Source organism: Stieleria sp. JC731 (genome assembly GCF_020966635.1).
Taxonomy (GTDB): Bacteria; Planctomycetota; Planctomycetia; order Pirellulales; family Pirellulaceae; genus Stieleria.
In genome coordinates this window covers 72662-94600 of record NZ_JAJKFQ010000005.1, presented here as the reverse complement: position 1 = coordinate 94600, position 21939 = coordinate 72662, and the positions used below count along the sequence as shown (strand labels likewise).

At 53.6% G+C, this 21939-nt stretch carries 7 protein-coding genes; 6 read left to right on the top strand and 1 reads right to left on the bottom strand.

What is annotated here, in order from left to right:
- The first annotated feature begins 151 nt into the window (after nucleotides 1-151).
- The 6 genes from LOC67_RS11525 (at nucleotide 152) to LOC67_RS11500 (ending at nucleotide 4646) form a co-directional block, all read left to right on the top strand.
- Nucleotides 152-493 carry a hypothetical protein gene (locus LOC67_RS11525; protein ID WP_230262753.1) on the top strand — a complete coding sequence of 114 codons (342 nt, stop codon included), beginning with the start codon at nucleotides 152-154 and terminating at the stop codon, nucleotides 491-493.
- 197 nt (nucleotides 494-690) lie between these two features.
- Nucleotides 691-900, top strand: coding sequence for a hypothetical protein (locus LOC67_RS11520; RefSeq protein WP_230262752.1), 210 nt, complete (start codon nucleotides 691-693; stop codon nucleotides 898-900).
- A gap of 2 nt (nucleotides 901-902) precedes the next feature.
- A complete protein-coding gene (locus LOC67_RS11515) occupies nucleotides 903-1673 on the top strand; it encodes a sulfotransferase (protein ID WP_230262751.1) in 771 nt (256 codons plus the stop codon).
- Complete coding sequence (locus tag LOC67_RS11510) at nucleotides 1670-2329, top strand: hypothetical protein (protein ID WP_230262750.1); 660 nt, start codon at nucleotides 1670-1672, stop codon at nucleotides 2327-2329. Before LOC67_RS11515 ends, LOC67_RS11510 begins: the two co-directional genes overlap by 4 nt.
- Before the next feature lie 77 nt (nucleotides 2330-2406).
- Nucleotides 2407-3561, top strand: coding sequence for a DegT/DnrJ/EryC1/StrS family aminotransferase (locus tag LOC67_RS11505; protein WP_230262749.1), 1155 nt, complete (start codon nucleotides 2407-2409; stop codon nucleotides 3559-3561).
- Between the two features lie 11 nt (nucleotides 3562-3572).
- Complete coding sequence (locus LOC67_RS11500; RefSeq protein ID WP_230262748.1) at nucleotides 3573-4646, top strand: glycosyltransferase; 1074 nt, start codon at nucleotides 3573-3575, stop codon at nucleotides 4644-4646.
- A 175-nt stretch (nucleotides 4647-4821) separates the two neighbouring features.
- On the opposite strand, the gene LOC67_RS11495 is transcribed toward LOC67_RS11500, so the two are convergent.
- Nucleotides 4822-21603, bottom strand: a complete 16782-nt coding sequence (locus tag LOC67_RS11495; protein ID WP_230262747.1) for a tandem-95 repeat protein — start codon at nucleotides 21601-21603, stop codon at nucleotides 4822-4824.
- Nucleotides 21604-21939 lie beyond the last annotated feature (336 nt).

Genomic DNA, 21939 nt, shown 5'->3' with positions numbered 1-21939 from the left:
TCAAGTTTCACAGCTTTTCGGCGGACGTTGGCACACGCGATGCATTAATGAATCACGTGCTCTTTCCATCGCTGAAGCGCGTCGCCCTATTGATTGCAATGTGCTGAAATGCGACGGATGGTTCTCCCCTCCCATGAACTAGGATGTGTACATGTTTAAGAAAGTGATTCTGGCGGTCGCGGTTTGCGCGAGCTCACTATTCCTGTTTCAATCAGATGCCGACGCAGGCAACCGCTACTGCGGTCGAGCTCGATACTCCAGCGGCTACAGCTCTGCTCGCTATAGTCGGGCGTATACCCCCTCGATTCAGTACCGAGCTCCGATCTATTCCGTCGGTCGCCCGTACTATTCGAGCCCGGTATATCGATCGCCTTACTACGGCTCCTATCGATATCCTTATTCCGGTTCGTACATCGGTCCTGGCGTTGGGATCGGCTACAGCTCATTTGGCCCCTACCGGGGACGTGGCGTTTCGATCGGAATCGGATTTTGATCTCCCGATGCTAGGCAAGCCTGGGGGGCAAGGCGTAGCGATTTTGCCGCCGCAATCCTCACAGCCAGCCTGAAGTGAATCAATCGGCAAACTAGTAAGCTCGACCGTTCGGTCGAGCTTTTTTGTTGGATTGGGACGAGTCTGGATCGCTGACCGGCAGTCAGCTCAGTCCCCACAATCTATGATTGACCACGCGGTTGACCCGAATTCAAACACAAAGCGACAAACGACGCGTGGATAAAAAACAGAAAAAACGCTTGGACGTCATCAACAAAAAACTGACCAGCCTGCGGCAGCAGCTCGCCGGTTCAAGACAGCAAGCCGACGACTTAAATGAGCTGAAGGAACTCGAAGACACGATCGCGAAGCTGGAAGCCGAAGCGGCCGAGATCAAAGCTTCGAAATAATCGTGACCGATCAAAGAAAACCGATTCCGACGCACTTCCAAGGCCATTCACCAGACCCCGTTCTAGTGATGGGAATGCACAACAGCGGCAGCACCGCGCTGTCTCGATGCCTGCATGCATGTGGGTTGTTCATGGTCAACAACGCAACTCAATGCGAATCGCATTTCTTTTCGAACTATGTGAACGACGAACTATTGATGGGTGGAGGCGCCAACTGGGCAAACTATCCAATCATGTCGGTCGATGAAGTGATGAGCTTCCGAGCGTCGGTTGGCGAGTTCATGCTACAGCAGTGGCGAATCGACTTGATGCAGTGGGGCTACGACGGTGTATCTCCCTGGGGAATCAAAGACGCTCGAACTTGTGTGCTGCTTCCGCTGTATCTTGATGTCTTCCCCAACAGCAAGATTCTTTTCATCCGACGCGATCCTCACGACATTGCCGCCTCACTATCGCACCGTGAAAAACCAGGCGTCGGTGTCTTCAACGATCCGGACCACTGGTTGAAGTTAACCTTGGCGCATTTCGAACGTGTCGAGACTTACGGAAAAGCCCATCCGTGGTTCCATGAAGTCGGGTATGAAGAGCTTTGCCGCGAACCTGTCCAAGTTGGCGAGCGAATTCATGAGTATCTTGGACTGGATTTCACTGAGGAACATGCCGGCGTTTACTCCAAGACGATGCGTACCGACCGCTTGGGCACACGCGCTTGGACATCATTCAAATGGCGAGTGATGGCGATCAAGAAAGGCTTGCAGGTGATGTGCGAATGAGCGGAACGATTGGAAAGGCGTTGACATTGGCGGCTCGTATGGTTCGTCGAACACGTTACGAAATCGCTAAACGCATCATGCCCAGCACTGCCGTCCTGGGTCCCAAAACGGTTCCGCAGCTAACGGGACCGCTGGTTGAACGGACCGACATCCGACTGAATCTTGGATGTGGTCCCATGCACCTGGATGGCTACATCAATATCGACGCGAACGCTCGAGCCTGTGCCGATCTGTATCTCGACTTTGGTGAATTGAAACATTCATTTGCCAAAGGGAGCGTCTCTGAAATCCTAATGGTTCACTCGCTGAGCTATCTAAATCTCTGGCAAGCCCGCGAATTCTTTGCCGCCGCATACAGCCTCCTCCAACATGGGGGCCGGCTAATCATCGAGCTTCCGTCGATTGAAAAATGCGCCCAGCACTTGCTTGATTGTGCGAACGACCAAGCGGGGTATTTGGAAGCCGTACGCGGTATCTACGCTTTCGACCTGTCCGAGATTACGAACAAAGTCAAATTCACCCCGTATTCATTTGGTTGGTCGGCTTGGCATCTCCGATCCGAATTGGCGGCGGTCGGTTTTACAGAATTCAGTGAATCCGAACCCAAATTTCATGAACAGCCGTGGCGTGATATACGCATCGAAGCGGTCAAATAATCCGATGCTTAGTTGCCAACACCACGACGCCCGCCAGTATTTGCGTCCCAACTTTTATTCCATTCTGATTCGATCGCATGGCCAAATTTGTTGACACTCGGGATAAGTCGATCCTTCCCGTCGAAGGCGAGAACATCGTTCTGTTTCATCCCCATGTCCCGGAAGCTGCCATCGATGAAGTGGCTGACACACTGCGGACTCGTTGGATCGGACAGGGCCCAAAAGTCGACCTGTTCGAATCTAAATTCAGAGATTGGCTTGGATCAAATCACCATCCGATCGCCGTCGGGTCGTGTACCGACGCCATGCACTTAGCCTACGTGCTGGCTGGCTTGCAGCCAGGCGACGAAGTTATTGTGCCCGTATTTACCTGCACCGCCACCAGCATCCCGCTGCTCTATCACGGCATCAAAATCCGTTTTGCAGATGCCCAAGCCGGGACTATGAACATCGACCCAGACCATGTCCGTTCGCTCGTTACCGAAAAGACCAAAGCGATCGTGTGCGTTCACTATGGCGGATTGCCCTGTGACATGGACGAACTTCAGGCGATTGCGACCGAATGCGGCGTGCCTTTGATTGAAGACGCGGCACAAGCCGTCGGTGCGACTTACAAAGGTCGACCGGTGGGTGGGATGAGTGATTTCACAGCGTTCTCCTTTCAAGCGATCAAACACATCACTACCGGCGACGGCGGGATGCTGATGTTGCGTGACGAGGAACTGGTCGACAAAGCACAGCGAATACGTTGGTTCGGAATCGATCGCAAAGCCAAACAAGGCGGCACATGGGCGAATGATATCTACGAAGTGGGCTACAAGTACCAAATGACCGATATCGGCGCCGCAATGGGGCTTGCCGCGCTGAAAACCATTGACGAATCACTGGCCCTGCGAAAGGCGATTCTTTCAACCTACATCGATGAACTGGCTGGAATCGATGGCCTGCAAGTGGTCGGTGCGGGGCTTGAAGATCGCGTTCATGCCGCGTGGCTCTGCACCGTTTTGGTTGATCGACGTACCGACCTGGAAAAGAAGCTTCGCGACGCAAGAATCGAATCGGGACAGGTGCACTTTCGCAATGACCGTTATTCGGTGTTTGCAGAATACCGCGAAGGGGAACTTCCCAATATGAATGCCATGGAAAACCGATACTTGGTTTTACCCCTTCACACTCATATGAACGTCGGTGATGCACAGCGTGTTTGCGATGTGATCAAGAGCGGCTGGTAGCATGAAACGTCATGAATAGAGTCTTGATCGTTTACGAATCGCTGGCGACCCCAACGACAACTGTTCGCGCATTGCAGTTCGAGAATTGCTTCGAGAAAGACAGCTCACTGCATGCCACATTTATCGGCCGAACCAGTGAGCGAATGAACGCGATCATGCAGCGATGGCCTTGGCGGCCTTCGCTGCGAAGGCCAGCAATTTGGGCCGAAACCAAGGTCATACAAAAACGCGAAGACCAGATTGTTGAACTGGCCAAATCGCACGATACGGTCATGCTGGTCACGGTGCCTTCATGGCGACTGCACCAACGACTTTGCGATCTTCCAAATACCAAAGTCGTTACGGACTTGATCGATGCCGTCTGGTTGCCAGCGTTTCAATCCGCCGGATGGCAACATATTCATCAAATGTTGCAAACATCCGATGCGGTGATTTGCGAGAATGAATTCACAGCTCGGTACACCCGTTCGCATAACTCCAACGTAGCAATCGTTCCCGATTCGCCACAGATTGAAGTCTTCGATCGCTACCGAGATTCCATCAAACGTGATCGCAACCAAACCACCATCGGCTGGATCGGCGGCAAATACACGGCTGATGCACTTTACCGAATCTTTGAACCCCTAGAGAAAGTGTTTGCCGAATCGTCGAATCTGAGACTGCTGCTTCTAGGTGCAGATCCAGATCGACTTCCACGATTCGAACACTTTCAGCCGAGTGTGATTCCATCGTACAACCAGACCAGCATGGTCCAGAACGCTCTAGCGATGGACATCGGAATCTTCCCAATGTTCAAGGTCGACGAATCGCTTTATCGCGGCGCGTTGAAATCCAGGATTTACATGGCGGCTGGCTGTGCTGTCGTCGGTCAAAAGCTCGGCGACAATGAACTCTTGATTGAGCACGACTGCAACGGTCGTCTGGCCGCATCAGATCAAGACTGGATCGATTCACTGCGGCTTTTAATCGCCGACCGTCAGTCCAGGGAACGCATCGCTACTGCTGGCCTTGAGAAGGTCCGAACAGAATACTCACGCGATCGCTGCTATGATCGATTGCGTGAGGTCTTGCTGAACGTCAACTAGCTGACTTTCCAAAACAGCAGGCTACGAAGCAAGCCTGCTTTCGGAAAACCCAAAGCCACTCTGGCAAAGTTGATATGCAATATCAATCGACGGCCACGGTGCTTCTGAAAACGATCCAAAGGACGTGAACGCTCCGGGGAACGAATCCCACCGGAGCTTTCCATATCAGCTAGCCCTAGAGCAAGTCACCAAACGCGACATCGAGAGCGTTCAAGCGGTCCTCATCTTCATCGTCGTCGTCAACCATCAGATCGATGAAGTCCATCGCTCCAGCGGAAGGCAACGTTTCGTCAACGATACCGTCAAGCACTGACTCGCCTTCGCCCTGGCCGCCGGCTTGACGCAATGCCAAGTCGTTGATAACCGCCAACGCATCCGCCGGTGAAATCACTTGGTCGCCATTGACGTCGTAGTATGGCGGTCCGGCATCGCTATTGGTCACTGGGATGCTGATCGTTCCCTCGCGAGCGAGTCGGTTGATTACCAGCAATGCGTCAATTGGCGAAACGTTTCCGTCGTCGTTGACATCGGTCCTGAGGTCAGGATTCTGCAGTCGACTTCCTGAGACTTGGACTCGAACGGTTCCAGGACTGCTGACTCGGCCTTGCGAATCGGCAATGGTGTATTGGAACGAATCGATTCCCAGGAATCCATCGTTAGGAATGTAGCGGACAGTACCATCACCGCGTGGAATGGCTTCGCCGTTGAGCGGGCCACCGACGATCTGAATCGAATCTAGATCCAAGCCTCCATTCGGTGCACCGGCGACAGGATCTGGATCATTGTCGTTGGCGACGACGTTGATATCGACAAATTCGTTCAAGAACGTGCCGGCTTGATCTTCGCGAGCGATTGGAGCCGCGTTCGCTTGAATCGTGACCGTCGCTTCATCACTGAACAACCCGTCATTGTCCTTGATACGGTAACGGAATACATCCTCTTGGGCGAAGCTACCAAACGCGTTGAAGGTCACCAATCCGTCGTCATCGATCGACAGAGACCCGAATGCTGGCTGCAATGTGATCTCAATCGTCAGAGGATCCAAGGTGCCGTCGACATCAGAGTCATTCGCCAAGATGTCGATCAACGTCGGCCCGTTCGGATTCAACGTTGGGGCATCATTGAGTGCGACAGGAGCATCGTTGATTCCCGCAACCGTCAGCGTCACGGTCACTCGATTGCTGACTTCGCCTTCGGAGTCAACAACGGTGTAAGTGAATGAATCGGTCGCTTCTTCTGTTCCCGAAAGTGCTTGCAGGGTCAGTGAAGTCGATGGGTCGTAAGTGATCTGCCCCGAAGCAGCGTCATAGCTGACTTGTGCACCGCTTAGCGACAGGAACTCGGTTGTGTTGAACACAATCGACAGCTCATCAAACGGATTGTTGATGTCTGGATCGATATCGTTCGCCAACAGATCCGATTCCAAGATGGTCAGAATCGCATCTTCGTCGGTATTCAAGCTATCTCCGACCGCGACAGGAATGTCATTCACTGGAGTGATCACTAATCGCAAGACAACAGGTGACGATTCACCACCGGCTGAATCGATTGCTTTGACCGTCAAATCGATTGTGCCGTTGGCGTTCGCGGCTGGCAGGAATCGCAGAACCCCATCGTCGCCAATGGTTGGCAACTGTTGGAACAACGCTTGTGCGTCAGTCGGTGTAGTAACTTCGAACCGAACCGATTGGCTTGATTCGTCTGCAGGACCTGGACTGATGTTGGTTGCCCACGGCTCTGAATAGGGGCCGCGGTCCTCCAAGACAGTGATTGGTCCCATCACCCGATCGAACGTTGGGATGTCATTGACCGGATTGACGGTCACGGTAAAGGTCCGATATGCGGTGCTCATCGCCGCAGTGCCGTCAGTCGGAATATCCGTCAGACGCACCTGCAGGATTGCCGTGCCGTTGGCATCTGGAGCCGTTTCGAAATCCAAGCTAGCCGAACGGGTAACCGGATCGATCACAGCGGTTGGTGGTGTGGCGAACAGGCCTTGGTCACCGCCAACTTGAGTGATGGTGAAGAACACATCCTGAGTCTCAAGTTCATCGAGAGCCGATGGTGGCCCCGCCAAAACGTTGTTCGCCCAGCTAGAAACGCTGACAACACCGGCGTCTTCATCAACGACGACATTCGCCGGTCCACTGAATTGTGGCGTGTCATTGGTCGGATTTACAAAGATTTTCACCGTGTTGGTGGCGATCTTCGGATCCGCTTTTTCGACACCACCGGTTCCAAAATCGACGGTGACTCCATCGTCAGTCACGGTGTAGGTAAACGTGTCGGTGCCAACAAAGTCTTCTTTCGGATAGTACCGCAGTCCGACCAATGCACCGTTGTCACGAATCTCTTCGATCGTTCCTTCGAAGGTTGAACTTGTCGGAACGGGAGTCCGCAGTGAAACCGTTTGGTTACCGCCAGGAACGATGTTTTCACTTTCGTTGTCTGGACCAGGTGCGAACACGTCTAGCAACCCAGGATTGCCCGGCGTGCCCACTGCCATGATGTCGACAGACCCATCTTCGTTGATGGTGAATTCCAATGGGTCAATGTCATCGCGAACCACTGGCGGATCGTTGATAGGCAGAACTTCGATCGAAATCGTTTGAGGAATCGAAGTTGTCAGGTCACCGCGTGAAGCGTCACTTGGCCCATTGTCCGTCAGCACGATCTCAAAGTCGAACTTTCCGAACACATCCGGAGCAGCTCGGAATTCGAAGATTCCTTCGGCACTGATCGTTGGATAGAGACTGAAGTAATCGTTCGCTTGGCTGATCGCGAAGTCCAATGGGTTGATCGCGAAGGTCACCGACTGGCCGGTGATGCTGTTGATCTCATCGAACGCACTTGTGTTGTCACCTGCAGCGACGTTGAACACGAAGTTATTGATCAGAGTTGCAGAAGCGTCTTCCAAGGTTTCGATGGTCTTGCGTGGTCCGGCAGGATCATTGATGTCTGCTGGCGGCAAGTTGATGTCGAATTCTGGTCGGTCGTTGACAGGATTCAAATCGAAACGCACGACGTTAGTCGACGTCTTCGGGTCTGGAACCAAGGCACCGTTTTGCCAGCTCGTACCATCGTCGATCACCGTGTAAGTGAACTGGTCAGGCGAACCGATCGCGTTGTTGTAGTCCTTCGGTGGCGTGTAGAAGATACCTTGGATTCCATTTCCGTCGGTTCCCAGACGGAGTGCTCCGCCAAGGTTCGTTTGGACCGGAATGCTCTCGAGTGACAGCGTTTGGTTTCCGCCAACGGCGTTCGGATCCGCTTCGTTTGGTGGACCAACGACGAAGACATCCAAAACACCGATCGGGTTATAGCCTGAAACCGAACCGTCACGGTTCAGTGGAATAAAGTACTCCTCAACTGGCTGACCGACCGCGGGAGAATTGTCTTCGCGTAACGTGTAGGTAATCGAACCGTCAGCAGCGACGCTCCATGCGTCGTCAACCGTGTTGACTTCACCGGTATTGATCACAGATGGATCAATTCGTGGTGCGTCGTTGATCGGACGAATTGACACCGTCAGTGTCTTTGTCGTCGACTCGATCGGAGTACCGTCATCTGTGGCAGTGATTTCATAAACCACTGAACCATGCTGATCAGCCGCTGGGAAGAATTCGATCGACGAGTTGCCCGTGATGACAGGCAACTGAGTCATCAAGCCTGCAGGGTCTGAACTGACTTCGACGATGCTGAACGTGACGTTCTCCATTCCTTCGTCGTTGCCGTAGATGGGATCACCACCGGCAACGTTCATGAAGAATGGATCGATTACCCAAGAACTTGGCTCGTCTTCGTTCAGTTCAACGCTCGCTGGCATGTCGAAGATTGGCGGAGCGTTGAAATGCTCAACCAAGATCGAAACGGTTGCGAAGTCAGCGGTCTGAATGAATTCCGGACCTTCGTTGCGTTGGGTACTGACCGCGTATTCGAAGGTATCGACGCCTTCAAAGTCAGGATCTGGAGTGTACGTAAACAGTCCGAGTGCCGCATCGTCGATTCGAACCTGACCGTTCTGTGTTCGATAGATCGTATCGGTTGGGTGAGGAACGATCGCACCGTTGACCACAACACGCGGCTGGATGAATTCTTCCGATGGCAAGACATCGTTGTCCAGCAATGCGGGGAAGTTCGTTCCGTCGACAGTCAGCACGTGGTCTTCGAGGACCGAGTAGAAGTCGTCGTCGACCGCATCCGTTGCCGAAACGTCGAGGACACGTACGCGGTAATCTTCGACTTCACCACCGATTCCGATACCGGTCGGATCTGAAACTCCATTTTCCGAAATTCGGAATCGAGCGTAGGTGAGTCCGCGAACCGCAGTGCTTGGTGTCACGATGCGAGCTTGATTCGCACCATCAGTCACGGCTAAACCGTCGATGACCTTTTCGTTGAAATCGTTGAAGTCACCATCGCCGTTGAAGTCGATCCAAGCATCCAGGACTCCGTCACCGACGACATCGAATGACAGCAGAGTACCGGCCGCATCGTTGGGGTTAAGGAAGCCGACCACATCAGCTGGGTTGCTGGTCGGATTCGCCGCAGCACTGGCGAGGAACAGACCATCTGTCGCACCGATTCCGAAGAACGTTCCAACGTTGAAGCCGTCTTCATCGTCGACACCACTAAAGTCATCGCCAGTCGCATCGACGCTTGGCTGACCATTGCTGTCGCCATCAATCTCGACGCCCAATCGTGGCAGGCGAGAGTCATTGATGGTGTGGCGTGCACCGTCGCTACCGAGCAAAGTACCGTAGCTATCGGGTGCGTCACCGTAGTCGATATCAACTGGTGGAATGATGATCGTGAATCGTGTCTCACCGTTGGCTTGATTCGAACGCAGTTTGTTGCCAGCTCGGTCTGAAATCAGCGAGTTATCCAGCGTGATAACGTAGATGCTCGATGGCTCCCACAAAGTCGAGAGCGGGGTCAGACGCAGTACACCACTCGTTCGGTTGTAGGCCAACGTGTAGTCAACGCCTTGGACCAATGGCTGGGCGTTTTGTTCAACGCGGACGGCTTGCATCGCGATCGCCGGATCATTTGGATCATCAACGGTCAAGCCGTTAACACCAGTACCTTCGGAAGGCGAATTCGGTCCGCGACCGTCATCCAACAGAATCGTGAAATTATCCAGCAATGGATCGTTGACCAAGACCACCGTTTGGCTTGGGTCACGGTCATTCGCATCGTTGTCGATCGGATTCAACAGCTGTGCGAACGGAGCATCCAAGTCCTTGTTTTCGATCGCTCCACGGTCAGCAACGGGCGAAGAATCTTGCTCGACACGCAACTGTCCGAACTGGTCGCGATCGGGTGCCAAGATTGGTGATGCAGGGATGCCGATTTCGGTCTTGAAGTTCAGGAAATCAAATCGGTCTTGCTCGGTGATCTGAGCACTGTCGAGAGCTTGCGTTCCGTTGACGAGATAGAAGTTACGGTTGGCGGCATCACGGAACAACGGATCACCGTTAGCACCAATGATTGCTGCACTACCGATCGCGCCACCTCGCAAATTGTCTTGGAAGTAGTTCGAGCGAATGATCGTTCCCACACCGTTGTTGATGATTCCGTCGGCGTAGTTGGTGATCAAGTTATTCATCACCGTTGGGCTGGCCATGCCGACGATCTCGATACCGGTACCCGACTGAGCATCACCGACGAGGGTGTTGTTCAACAGTCGACCGAACGAAACCGTGCGGTTCGCAACAGCGTTTGGCTCACCCTGGTAGCGAATCCCCGTCGAACCAGCGATCACGTTGTTTTGCACAACGATGCCCGGAACGTAGCGATCGGCATTTAGTTGCGGGAAGTTAACCAACGCACCTGGGTGTGGCACGCCATTGGTTTCGCTGACACCAGGCTGGATGTTCACTCCAACATTCTGTGAATCAGTGATTCGGTTGGCGTCCAGGATGAAGATACCTTGCGGTCGTTCGCGGTTACGATCTGCCGCCAGACCAGACGTGCCCTGAAGAACACGAATGTTATCTAGGATTGCCTTGTTCGGTTCATTGCCGATAGCCGCAGACCGATCAAAGACCCAAGTGAATGTTGGGTTGCCTTGAGCAAAGCTGAATCTTGCGGTTCGAACGCCAGTATCACCTGACGCGAGTTGTGGATCAGGGATAGGAATTTCACCGCCGCCCAGATCCAAGACTTGAGGAACCCCGTCGATGAGGAATCGCAATCCGGTTGATTGGAAGGTGCTGTCGACAAGGTAATCAAATTCGATGATTCCCGACTCGTCATTGATTGACCCCAATTCTTGCAAAGTTGCTTCGAACGTCGCAGTGTCGAAGACCGTGTTGGGTGTTTCTAGACTTTGTGTTCCGGAGATCGGATCGATCGCGGTAACTACCCAACCCTCGGTTCCTGGATTTGGTGTTAGGTCCGGCACGAACGTCGCCGGCTCGAAGGAAACAGTCGCAGTTTCGACCCCGTCGCGGATATGACGGTCGTTGCTGTCGAACGTCAGACCGACAGTCGGATCTGGGGCTAACAGCACGTATTCTTCAGTACGACGGATCTCCAGTTGGTAGCGTCCTGCAACGATGTCTGGGAAGCGATCGTCATCATTGTCGGTCGTTCGAGAACCAGCGAACAGATTGGTAATTCCACCATCGCTGTTGGTTCCGGTTGCCATTTCACCGCGTTCTGAGGCACCGATGATGATGTCATCGATGTAGAAACCTTCGAACTGGTTATTGGTACTACGGATGGATCGCGGCGAGTTGCCTGGACTGGCGTATTCGCCGTAAGGCGCCGCATCACCAACAGCCGCTGGATTGACGGTCCCATCGATCCGGTTTAGCGAATCGTCGTTCATCGAACCGGCAGCACTGAAATCGAATCGCATCATCAAACCTGTCATGCCCGCGTAGGGAGACAAGTCGACGCGAGCTTGACGCCAGGTGCCAGAGTTATCGAACAACTCCTGTACGATCTGTTGACTAACTGCTCTAGGATCTGCGCTGTTTAGGCCGTCATCTGCCAACCGTGACAAGTACCCAGGCAATTCCGCTGTATTTGGCGTGTCCGATGGCTCGTTGCCGCTTAGCTGGGAATTGTTGGTCGCGACAAGATCCCAAGTCAGACCACCGTCAGCGGAGACAAAGACGCGAGCACTATCGCGGAACGGATCGTCATCGTCGTCGTCCAGATCCGAACCGTCGTAGTTCTCAGTTTCCAGGAAGTAGTTGAAGTACAAGGTCGGCCGATCAGTTTCGGTCAGGCCGTCAAGATCGAACGAGTTCGTCATCAAGCTTCCCATGCCGCCGCCGGGAAGGTTGTATGAGCCGACTTCCGTGCCACCATTAACAATTGCAGGGTTGCTGCTGAGGTCCGAGTGGTATTCCGTTGTCAGAATTCCGTATTGTGCATTCACACCGGGACTGTATCGCAGGTACTGCTCTGCATCGCCGCCGTCGTTCTGCTGCCAATACTCGAACCCGAACTGCCAGCTCGCGCCGCCGTCGATCTCGTCAAAGTTGCGTACGCTGTTGCCACTGGTGTCATAGGTTCGGCCGGCATCGGCTGGAGTTCGAGTGTCGTCGGCCGATGGGTTGATCCCGTGACCGGCATCACCACTCCGTCGAGTTGTGGGGTGCCAGAGGTTAAAGTCGAGGGGCGAGAACGCGATACCGACCGGAGCCGAACCGCTAATGTTCAGCCCGCCTGCTTGAATCGAGAAGCTAGCCGAAGCACCGTCGGCTGGTGTCCCGGTGACCAGGACAGATGCGTCGGAGAATGGACTGACATTCAGAGAATTGTCAACTTCCAATTGCGGAACCGTCACACCTGTGTAAGCCCCACCGAATGTCAAGGTGACTCCGGCAGCTGGTGATGGAAGAATACCGGCAGCTGTGATGTCGCCAGGAGCAAAATCTGACAGCTGGTTCAAGGCATCTAAGACGCTGATGATGCCGTCGTCAATCGTCGTAACTGTTCCAGATACAGCGGTTCCACGACGTGCTTCGTTAATCGCAATCGTGTCATTGATCGTTTGGATCGTGTTGACTTGAGCTGCCGGCCCGGTCAATCCGGTCGAATCTGTCAACGCGTTGGTGACCGTGAATTGTGCGACATCGGTCGCTGCCAGTGTGCCAATGAACTCGATCACGATCGCATTGCCTGCCAGAGGTCCACCGGTCACGTCGATGTTGCCGGTCAAGCCTGGAATATTCTGAAGAGCGATCAGAACGTCGGCTGCGGTATCGTTGTAATTGATGGGCAATGACGAACCGGTGATACCATTGGTTGGGTCATCAATATCAAGAGTGAACGTGCCACCGTCCGGATTTCCTGTGATACGGACTTCTTGCTCTTCATTGACCAACAACATGTCGTCGACGATCGTGATCGCTTGGACGTTCGTGTCTTGGCGGTCACCAGTGAATTGCACCAGAATCGATCCAATGCCAAGACTGCCGCTAAGAACAATCTCACCTGCATCAATGGTCGTTAGCAACTCCAACGCGGCCTGAACATCGGCAGTCGTCGCATCGAACGCAATATCAGCAGTGGTTTCGCCTTCGAATTCAAGCTTGAATGTTCCACCGGTCACTGCGGTGTTCATCGCGATTTGCTGAATCTCGTCGCCGATCAACCCTTCAGCACTGGCGCGTAGCGGTTGAACGTTCCGAGCGGCCAAGTTCCCAGTGAACTCGATGTTCTGCAATCCAGGCGTCGTACCGTTGTATAGACGAGTACCGGTGACGGTTACGTTCCCGTTTCCGATCGCTTCGAGTTGCTCCAGAGCATTTTCAACTTGGACTGTCGTCGCGTTGTAAGCGATCGGCGCGGTGGTTTGAATGCGTGAAACCGTTGCACCAATGTTGTGATTGGCTGCGACAGTTCCATTGATCGCTCGTCGTACGATGTAGTCACTACCCAACACTGAAGTGACCTGCATTTCTTCACCGTTGACGCGGATATTGAACCCGGGAACAGTGCCGAATGGGACAGGATCATCGACGGTGATCGTATCGGTGACAACCATCAATGATCGTCCAGAATCGTGGTACTGATCGGTGGTCGGGACCGATCCACGCACGATTGTCAGTGTGTTGCCCGTCACATCGGTCACTTCGACTTCTTCGGATTGAATCCGTGCGAAGAACGGAGTCGAGGGAAGCCCACTGGCATCATCCACATCAACAGTGAGTGCCCCCGGAGTAATCGCCGCTGAGATCGTCGTTGCGAATGGAGTCGAAATCGGTGCCGTCGTTGCGGCATCGACAACTTCGAAGATGGTCGCGGTGTCCGGATGATCCGATACGACCGTTCCGTTGTAGCCACGCTGTTGAACGAACAAAGCGTTGCCCGCTGTCCCATTGATCAACATTTCTTCATTGTTGACCCGAATGACAAACGGTGCGGCGGGGAAGTCCGATAGATCTTCGGCGAAGATGAAATTGTCACCGCTATTGATGTCAAACGCTGGACTCGTCGTTGCCGCGACGTCATCGACGAATGACAACGTAAATGTTCCTGTGGCGCCCGCACCCTGAACGTTTAACTGCTGTGCTTCGTTAACGCTGACACGTCCAGGCGAATCGACCGAGATCGGCACAGTCGTATGCCGTCCGGTGCCACCAGCATCCGTGGTCAAGGTAAAGAAACCACCGGTTCCGCCACTGGCCGTTTGCACCACTTGCTGTGTTACGGCACCGGCACTGAATGCCAAGACGCCATTGCCATCGGTATCAAAGGCGACCATCGTTCCGTCATCGGTGACGGCAAACAGCGTGTTTTTGTACGCTCCGCCCTCAACGTTTTGCGGCCCCAATGCCAAGCCTTGGAAACTCAAACCATCGATGCCGATCGTGTCCGAAGCAAAGACTCGATTGATAACGGTTGCATTCGATGCATCAATCTCCAGGAATTCACCTGCGTCAGTGACACCGAAAAGATTACCGGTTCCGTACCAATCGGCGTACGACAAACCGGTGACCCGGCCTTGCAATGGTCCATCGACACCATCGGAGCCAATCACGGAATTAAACTGTGAAATCCGCGCGGCCGGAGTTCCACCATTGCCATCACCTCCGGCCGGACGGTTGTTCGCGTTGCCGTTGAAGATAACAGCAGTCACAAGTTGACTAGCATCGGCGTGATTGTTGATCGCGTCAACAATTGCTTGTGCAGTCGGGCCAGAGTTGTTGTTCGCCCCGATATCAATAAAGATCGTGTTGCTGCCGAAATTGACACCTTGAACGGTGGCATTGGTATTGTTGCCTGGGCGATTGATCGAGATCGTAAACTGGCCGGCAACACCAGCGATCTTCGACTTGACGCGAATGTTGGTGATCTGCGGCCCGTTATTGGTCGGGTTCACCGCTTGCAGGAATTTGGTGTTGTAAGTCACACCTGCAGGCTGGATATCGCCGACAATACCATAGTTTTCAGACGTTGCTCCGCCCGGAGTTGGCGTTGTCGCACGTCGTAGAGTCGCGTCACCATCTGAAGTCGCTCGATACAGTTTCGAAGCGGCATCGGATTCACGGACCGAATAGAAAATATCGTATTCGGGAACAGGTGCACTGGCCGGTCCGGTTTGACCGATACGGCGGAACGTCAACGCATCAACTTCGTCCGAGGTTGTGAATTGGTCAGCCCCAATCGTTCGGTCAAAATCATTGAGCGTTTGGTTGCTGTAGACCGAAGTGTTCGGTGTTGGCGTTTGCCCATTGATATTGTCGGTTCCGACGACGGTTGTTGCGCCGGTACCAGGATCGATTTCGACCAAAGCACCGACGTTGGCTGCATCGCCGTTTAGACGCTGGTATCCATACATACGTCCGTCCGACCGGACCACGACGTCTTGCAAGTCGTTGACACCATCAAACAAATTGCTGGTGGCTGTACCGTCTTCGGTTACGCGGGTCAACCAACGTGAGGACTCGAACGGATCGACAGTGAAGAGGTAGTCATCATCGCCGAAGTTGTTGTTGTCTTCAGGTTGATCCGTCATGACATACAACGGAACGTCCTGAAGCGTGAAGGGCTTCACATAGTTTGATACCGTCGTATCGGTCGTGATATCGAACAGTCCCTCAGCCTGCTTTGGACCGATTTCAAATCCACGCGAGGAGTACCCTTGGAAACCGATGTGGTCTTCGATGATGCGTTCAACCGAGTTAATCGGCTCCAACCGGACCAACTGATTCGCACCAGCAGCAGCTTGGAACACGCCATTGAGCGCTGAAGGCTGTTGATAGTCACTCATCACTGCGACATAGAATCGACGTGGTGAGGATTCTGTACCAGGTGTAAGGTGAACCGGTCCGATGAACGGATCACGATCACCAAGCGACCCACGACTCAGGTCATCTTGCTGCGTACTATCTTGCTGATCGTCTTCGATGTTTCCTTCACGGCCGACGTAGACCAAGTTCAGGTTTTCGTCGTAGACCGCCAGCGTCGTATCGGCTCGGACCGCACCGTCTGCATAGTCGATATCAAAGGCTACGGCGATTGTTCCGGCACCATCATTGACTCCAGGGATCAACTGAATTCCGGTTTGCGTCAATTCGAACTGATACCAATCGGCATCGGTCGAGTTAGCGATTGAACCAGACAGACCGATCGCTGCCATATCAGTCGCCAACAGATTGACTAACTGTTCGGCCGATCCCGCATTGTCGTTTGACCCGGAAGTTCCGATCGCTTCGACTTCACCGGACTCCATCACCAATGGGCTATGGCTTGGAAGCCCACGGACATCGATCGCTGTGGATGCGAAACGGATATCGGAATAGCGAACGGTTGATCCTGGAAACTCCTGGATCTGCCGCAGGCGAATTTGCAATTGGTATTTGCCGGAGCTTTCACCAGCAAGTGACCGAATGTCTGGCGAGGTGCGCGGATTACTGCGCACACGTACGAAGTACACGCCAGTCTGTCCAACCGCACCGGGCAGGATGTATCGCAGCCCGGGGTCGCGGAAGTTTTGTGTGTAGTGATCGCCACCATCGAATAGACTTTTGTCCAAATCGAATTCATTGATTTCGTTTGGAACTTCCGTCTGTGACTGGATCGATCGAGCGAGCACAGTTCCAGCCGTGTTGACGATTTCAACGATTGCATCCAAGGTCGAATCGGTACGATCGATATCGATCCAGACTTCGGTGCCGGCGGTCCCTTCAAACTGATAGACATCGACATCATCAGGAGCATTGGGGCTGATATAGCCTTCGATTTCGAAGCCTAAACGGCGGTTTTCGTCACCACTCTGTTCGTCGGGAGCTAGGGTCCCTAAATCTTGGGCAGCCAACGGCCGGCGGTTAATATCGATACCGTTGGTCGCTGGCGGTTCCGCTTCGCGGACGCTCGCGACATTCCGATCGTTGCTAAATTCCTCAAACAACAATCCGCGCCAATCGCCTGCAGAACCAGTCGTCGGAGTGGCCGAGTTGTTGGTATTCGAATTGATTTTGCCGCTCGGTGTGTAACCAACACCGATCGTATCATCGGCGATACTGGTCATGACCACCGGCTTGCCAGGCATCCCAAGGACACGCACGGTGCCACCGATCCGATCTTCCGTTTCGGTGCCATGGCCCGTCGCCGTAAAGCCACTGTTGGCATTGGCGAACTTGATCACCAAGCTTTCAGATTGGCTGCTAAGCAGCTTGAGTCCACCATAGGTGTGGAAGTTATCGACAATGACTTCGCCACTGAGGACGTGCACCATGTCGGTGTCATCCCACACGGATTCGGTGGTGAGCAATTCACCACGGACAACCATCCCGTTGGTTCCGTTGTTTTCCAAGCGGTTCATTCGAACCAGTGGACCTTGGTTAACAACGATTTGGTCAAATGCGTTCGCCATGCCGGTCGAGCGGCCGCGATCGAGAACCGTTTCAAAGTTCAGTGAGTTCGCGTTAATCGAGATCGCTGCTGCAGTGTTATTTGCATCAACGGTATCCATGATGTCATTGGCCAGCAGAATCGGCTGAGCGCCACGCACATAGATCACGGCTGGGCCATTCGCCCCACGACCATTCGCGTTTCGGCCGCCGCCAGCGCCATCAGCGTTATTTTGGAAGAAGCTATTGGCGATCCGGACATCCGCCTGATGGATTTCGACAGTGTTAAAGCTGGCCGAACCACCTTCGATTGGCGAAGACCCACCGGCGTAGGCGATGTAAGCATTATCAATGCTTCCGGACGTTGCCTGTCCGAAATAGATTCCGCTCCAATCACCCGCTGAAGGTGTCGCAAATCCTGCACTTTGTGTGTCAAAGGATCCGCTTCCGCCGAATCGATCGTCAGCGATCGAGGTGAAGATAACCGGACGATTGCGTGTGCCTTCGGCAATCAGCGTGCCGGCTCCGCGTTCGACTTCGATACGTGCATCATCGAGCTTGATTACGACGCCCGGATCAACCATCAGTCGACCGGCAGCACGAGCTTTAAGTGTTCCGCCATCGAGAACTGGGCCGCCCGCGGCTCCGTTGATGATCAAGTTTTCCGTAAACACGTGTGGGATGTCGGTATCATCAAATCGTCCGTTCACATCCAGCTTGTCGATGGTTCCGCCCAATGGCGTGATCACCCGGATGAACATCCCATCGATCGTATTCTCTTGCAGGAAGTTCCCCGAAACATCAGGGCCAATGCGATCAAGCGAATCATCAAACGAGTCGGGACTCGCCGAAATCGCAGCTCCCAAACTGTTGGAGACAAAGTTGAACGTCAGCGTCGGTCGAGCGTCGTCAATATAAATTGGTGTAAACAGCAGCTCGTTTGCTTCGACAAAGACTTTGCCACCACCGTTGTTGATGTCGACGTGGTTGACATAGTTCAAAAAGACTCCGATGTCCTCTAGATCGGAATCGTCGCGGAAGACGATACCGCCAAAGTCACCCGAGTTGGCACCAGGACCGACTCCATCAGAATCACCGCCAACAGAATCATTGTGCAACGACCGCATATAAACAGAACGATCGGGCATACCCAGGATCTGGATTGCACCGTGGCTTCGGTTCACGCTCTGCGTATCGGCTGTACCGGCATCCAAGTTGGCTTTGCGCATTTTGAACAAAGCACCAGCTTGAACCATCGCGGTCACGCCTTGTGGTACTAGGAACTCGCCACCATCGGCGAGCGGATTTCCTGACGTGTCAAATCCGACAAGGTACGGACGATTGTCGCCAAGTGTATCGACGTCCTGATCCAATCCGGAGTGTGCCAAGACATGAACGATGTTTGGTGTGGCAAGAAGCGTTGCCGAACCACCAATATCCAGGCCATTGATTCCAGAGAATTGAACAGTCCGACCGACGACCGAAACCGATACGGTCGGCTCAAGAGCAGGGCTGGGCCCGATTTTGGCGAGGTTGATCGCGTCTTCGATAATTTCAGCGACTTCGACCGCCGACGTTGCCGGTCCGATGTCGATGGCGTTCGGGCCGACCGTTCCGAACTGGAATGTGGTTTTGCCAGTTCCGTCATCAATCGTGAAGGACTCGCCATCGGCGATCGAATTCATGCCATCAACGGGGATGACGATCCGTTGACCAGCCTTTTCGAACGCATAGTCGATCTCGTCATAAGGATTCGAAAGAGTTCCAGATCCTTCGGGACCGACAGTGCTGTCGGTTGTCTTGCTAACGTAGATGTTCGTATCGACATCAGATGCCTGGAACCAGAACGAATAGACGCCGCCCGGGGTTCCATCGCCATCGCCGTCGATCGGGACGCCTGTCGAATCGGCAAGCTCACCGGCACGATCGGCCTTGAAATCCAGCTGCAATTCGTAAACGCCGTCGGTCGTTCCGTCGAACCCTGAATCGGGAACATTGGGATCGTAATTCGTATTTCCGGTGCTGCTTACACCGACAAAGTAAGTTCCCGGCTCCAGGTGGACTTCCATGTACGAGTCGGCACCGAAGTACTGATCGTTTTGTGAAATCAGCTCGTACTCGCCGTTGACTTCACGGTAGAGACGCAGAGCCGTATCAAGCAAACTTGGTGTGGCAAGCCGTTCCGCAATTGTTTCTGCTTTGAATGTTCCCGCTTCGTCGAGCGTGAACTCATACATATCGATGTCGGTCGAATTCGGCGGCGCGATGCGCTGCAAGTGAACGATATCGTGGTCGCCGGGAAGTACATCGTTAGGAACGCCGTTTCCTTGGTTCGAAGGAATATCGTAGGAGTGAACGATTCCTAAGGAGTGGGCGATTTCGTGGAACATGACTCCGGTGAATCCGTCCCCGAAGAAACGATTCGAATCATTAAAGACGGATCCATCGAGAACGGCAAAGGCACCGCTCGCCAAACCGGCAACGTTGCCTGGGCCAAGCGTCGGATCAACCGCTCGCATGTCCCCTTTACCGATCATCAAATCGCCAACACCGGTTGCCTCGATAAATTCGTAACCGGATTGCTCCGCATAGATTTCAAAAATTTCGCGGACGATCTGCTTCTCTTTTTCAGTGATCAGGTTGTCATAGGGACTGCCCGAACTGTTGAAGCCAAGTACTTCTGGGAAATAGTACGCGACCCTTCGAATCGGCGCTGGTGCCTGAGGAGTCGTTCCGGTCAGACCGGTGTGGACTTCACGCTGAATCGTGCGGTGTCCAGGCTCATCTTCGCTACCGGCTCTTGGCGGAATCAACACATTCTGCGGGCTGATATCCGAAGTGATCCGAACGGTTGATGCGCCGATGAAGCCGATCGTGGTTGCGTCACCAAATGTCGAGTTGTCATCGTTGATCACTAGCGGCGAAGCGCTAACGCTGACATTCAGTCCATATGCACCGGTCGAACCGTCGGGGCTGCTAAGCTCCAAGAAGTACTCGCCGCTGTTAGCAATGCCGAATCCTGAGAAGATTGCCGCACCGGCTGGCACCGTTACGTCAGCCAGTTCAACACCAGCACCGTCTAGCAGCCGAGCGCGAACTTGCGTAACGATGGAGCTTGAACTGGTCGATACGTCCAGCATCGACCCAGCATTTAGCTGCATCGAATACAAATCGACGTCGGTCGCATCATCAGAAATTCCGTTGGCATCGCCCATAAAGCCGTTGCCGACGTATGGGTTGCCATCGGTGATCGAGCCCAGCTGAACAGCCGTTGCCAATGTGGAGTCATCGCCACCGTTGTTCCCAATATCAAGCCGATAAGTGCCCTCAGGGATATTGGTGGCAAACTTCAGCGTCACACGATTGCTAGCCTGGTCGTAGGTGACCGATTCGGGCAGCATCGTTGTGTCGTCGGTGTCAGCCGCTGAGTTTGCGGTGTTGACCAAGCGGTAGTAGCTTGGGTCGTTAACCTGAGCAGGGTTCAGCTCTTGGTTGTCAAAGTAGACATCGATCTGGTCGGAGGCCTGTGTGTAAGGGCGGTCGCTGATCGGTTGTGGGATTACCGAAACAACTTGGGCGCCCAAGTTCAGTCGGAATGTCCGAGTGAAATCGGTTCCGTCGGCAAATGCCTCGCCACCACGATTAGAAAGGGGAGCCGCACCGGTTCCGAAGACTTGGATTTGATAGGTGTCATCGGGGAATGCGAATGAAGGATCTTTAGGGTTGTGTGTCGCCTGGCTGGCAGTACGGAACACAATCTGCTGCAGGTCCGACGCGTCAGTGCTGCCTGGGTTTACCAATCCCAAATAGCCTAAAGCGACATCGACTTCGTTGCCGTCGTTGAACGTCCCGTCACCACCACTGCGAACCAATTTGACACTGTCGCTAGTGATTGTGGCTTCATTGATATCCGACCCACCTTTGAATAGCAGATTGAACTCACGAGGTGCGACGTTCAGCGTGTTTCCGTCGAACAGCAGAGCACCCGAATCGGGACGAATCGCAATCAGTTCGGGGCCGGCCAACATCCGGCGATCTTCCAGCTGTTGAAGCAGGTTCTGACGTGACTGTTGACGTTTGTTGTCACGTTGACGACTGGATGATTTCTTGACACGAGAACCAAGACGTCGAAAGCTCATCGGGGAATCCCAAAAATCAAATTGATAAAAGAAGGTGGCTCGCCGCATTCAGGACGAGGATTGCCGGCTTGGTAGACCGGCGGAATAGACAGCAACGAATAAATGAATTTCAGAACGTCTGCAGCGACCGGCTTTCTGATTGCACGAAAACCGTTCCTAAACAGCAAATCCGTGTTTTGGCACAACGGGCGTGTTGTTGGTTTGTTCTGAAATCATTCATCGATAAAATCCTCGCCCCATCCTTTGGGGAGCTGACCCCACGAGCCGTTGGGACGATCCGCGGGAAAGGTATGAACACTAAATATAGTAAGGTTGACATCCGCAACAAACAGGAAG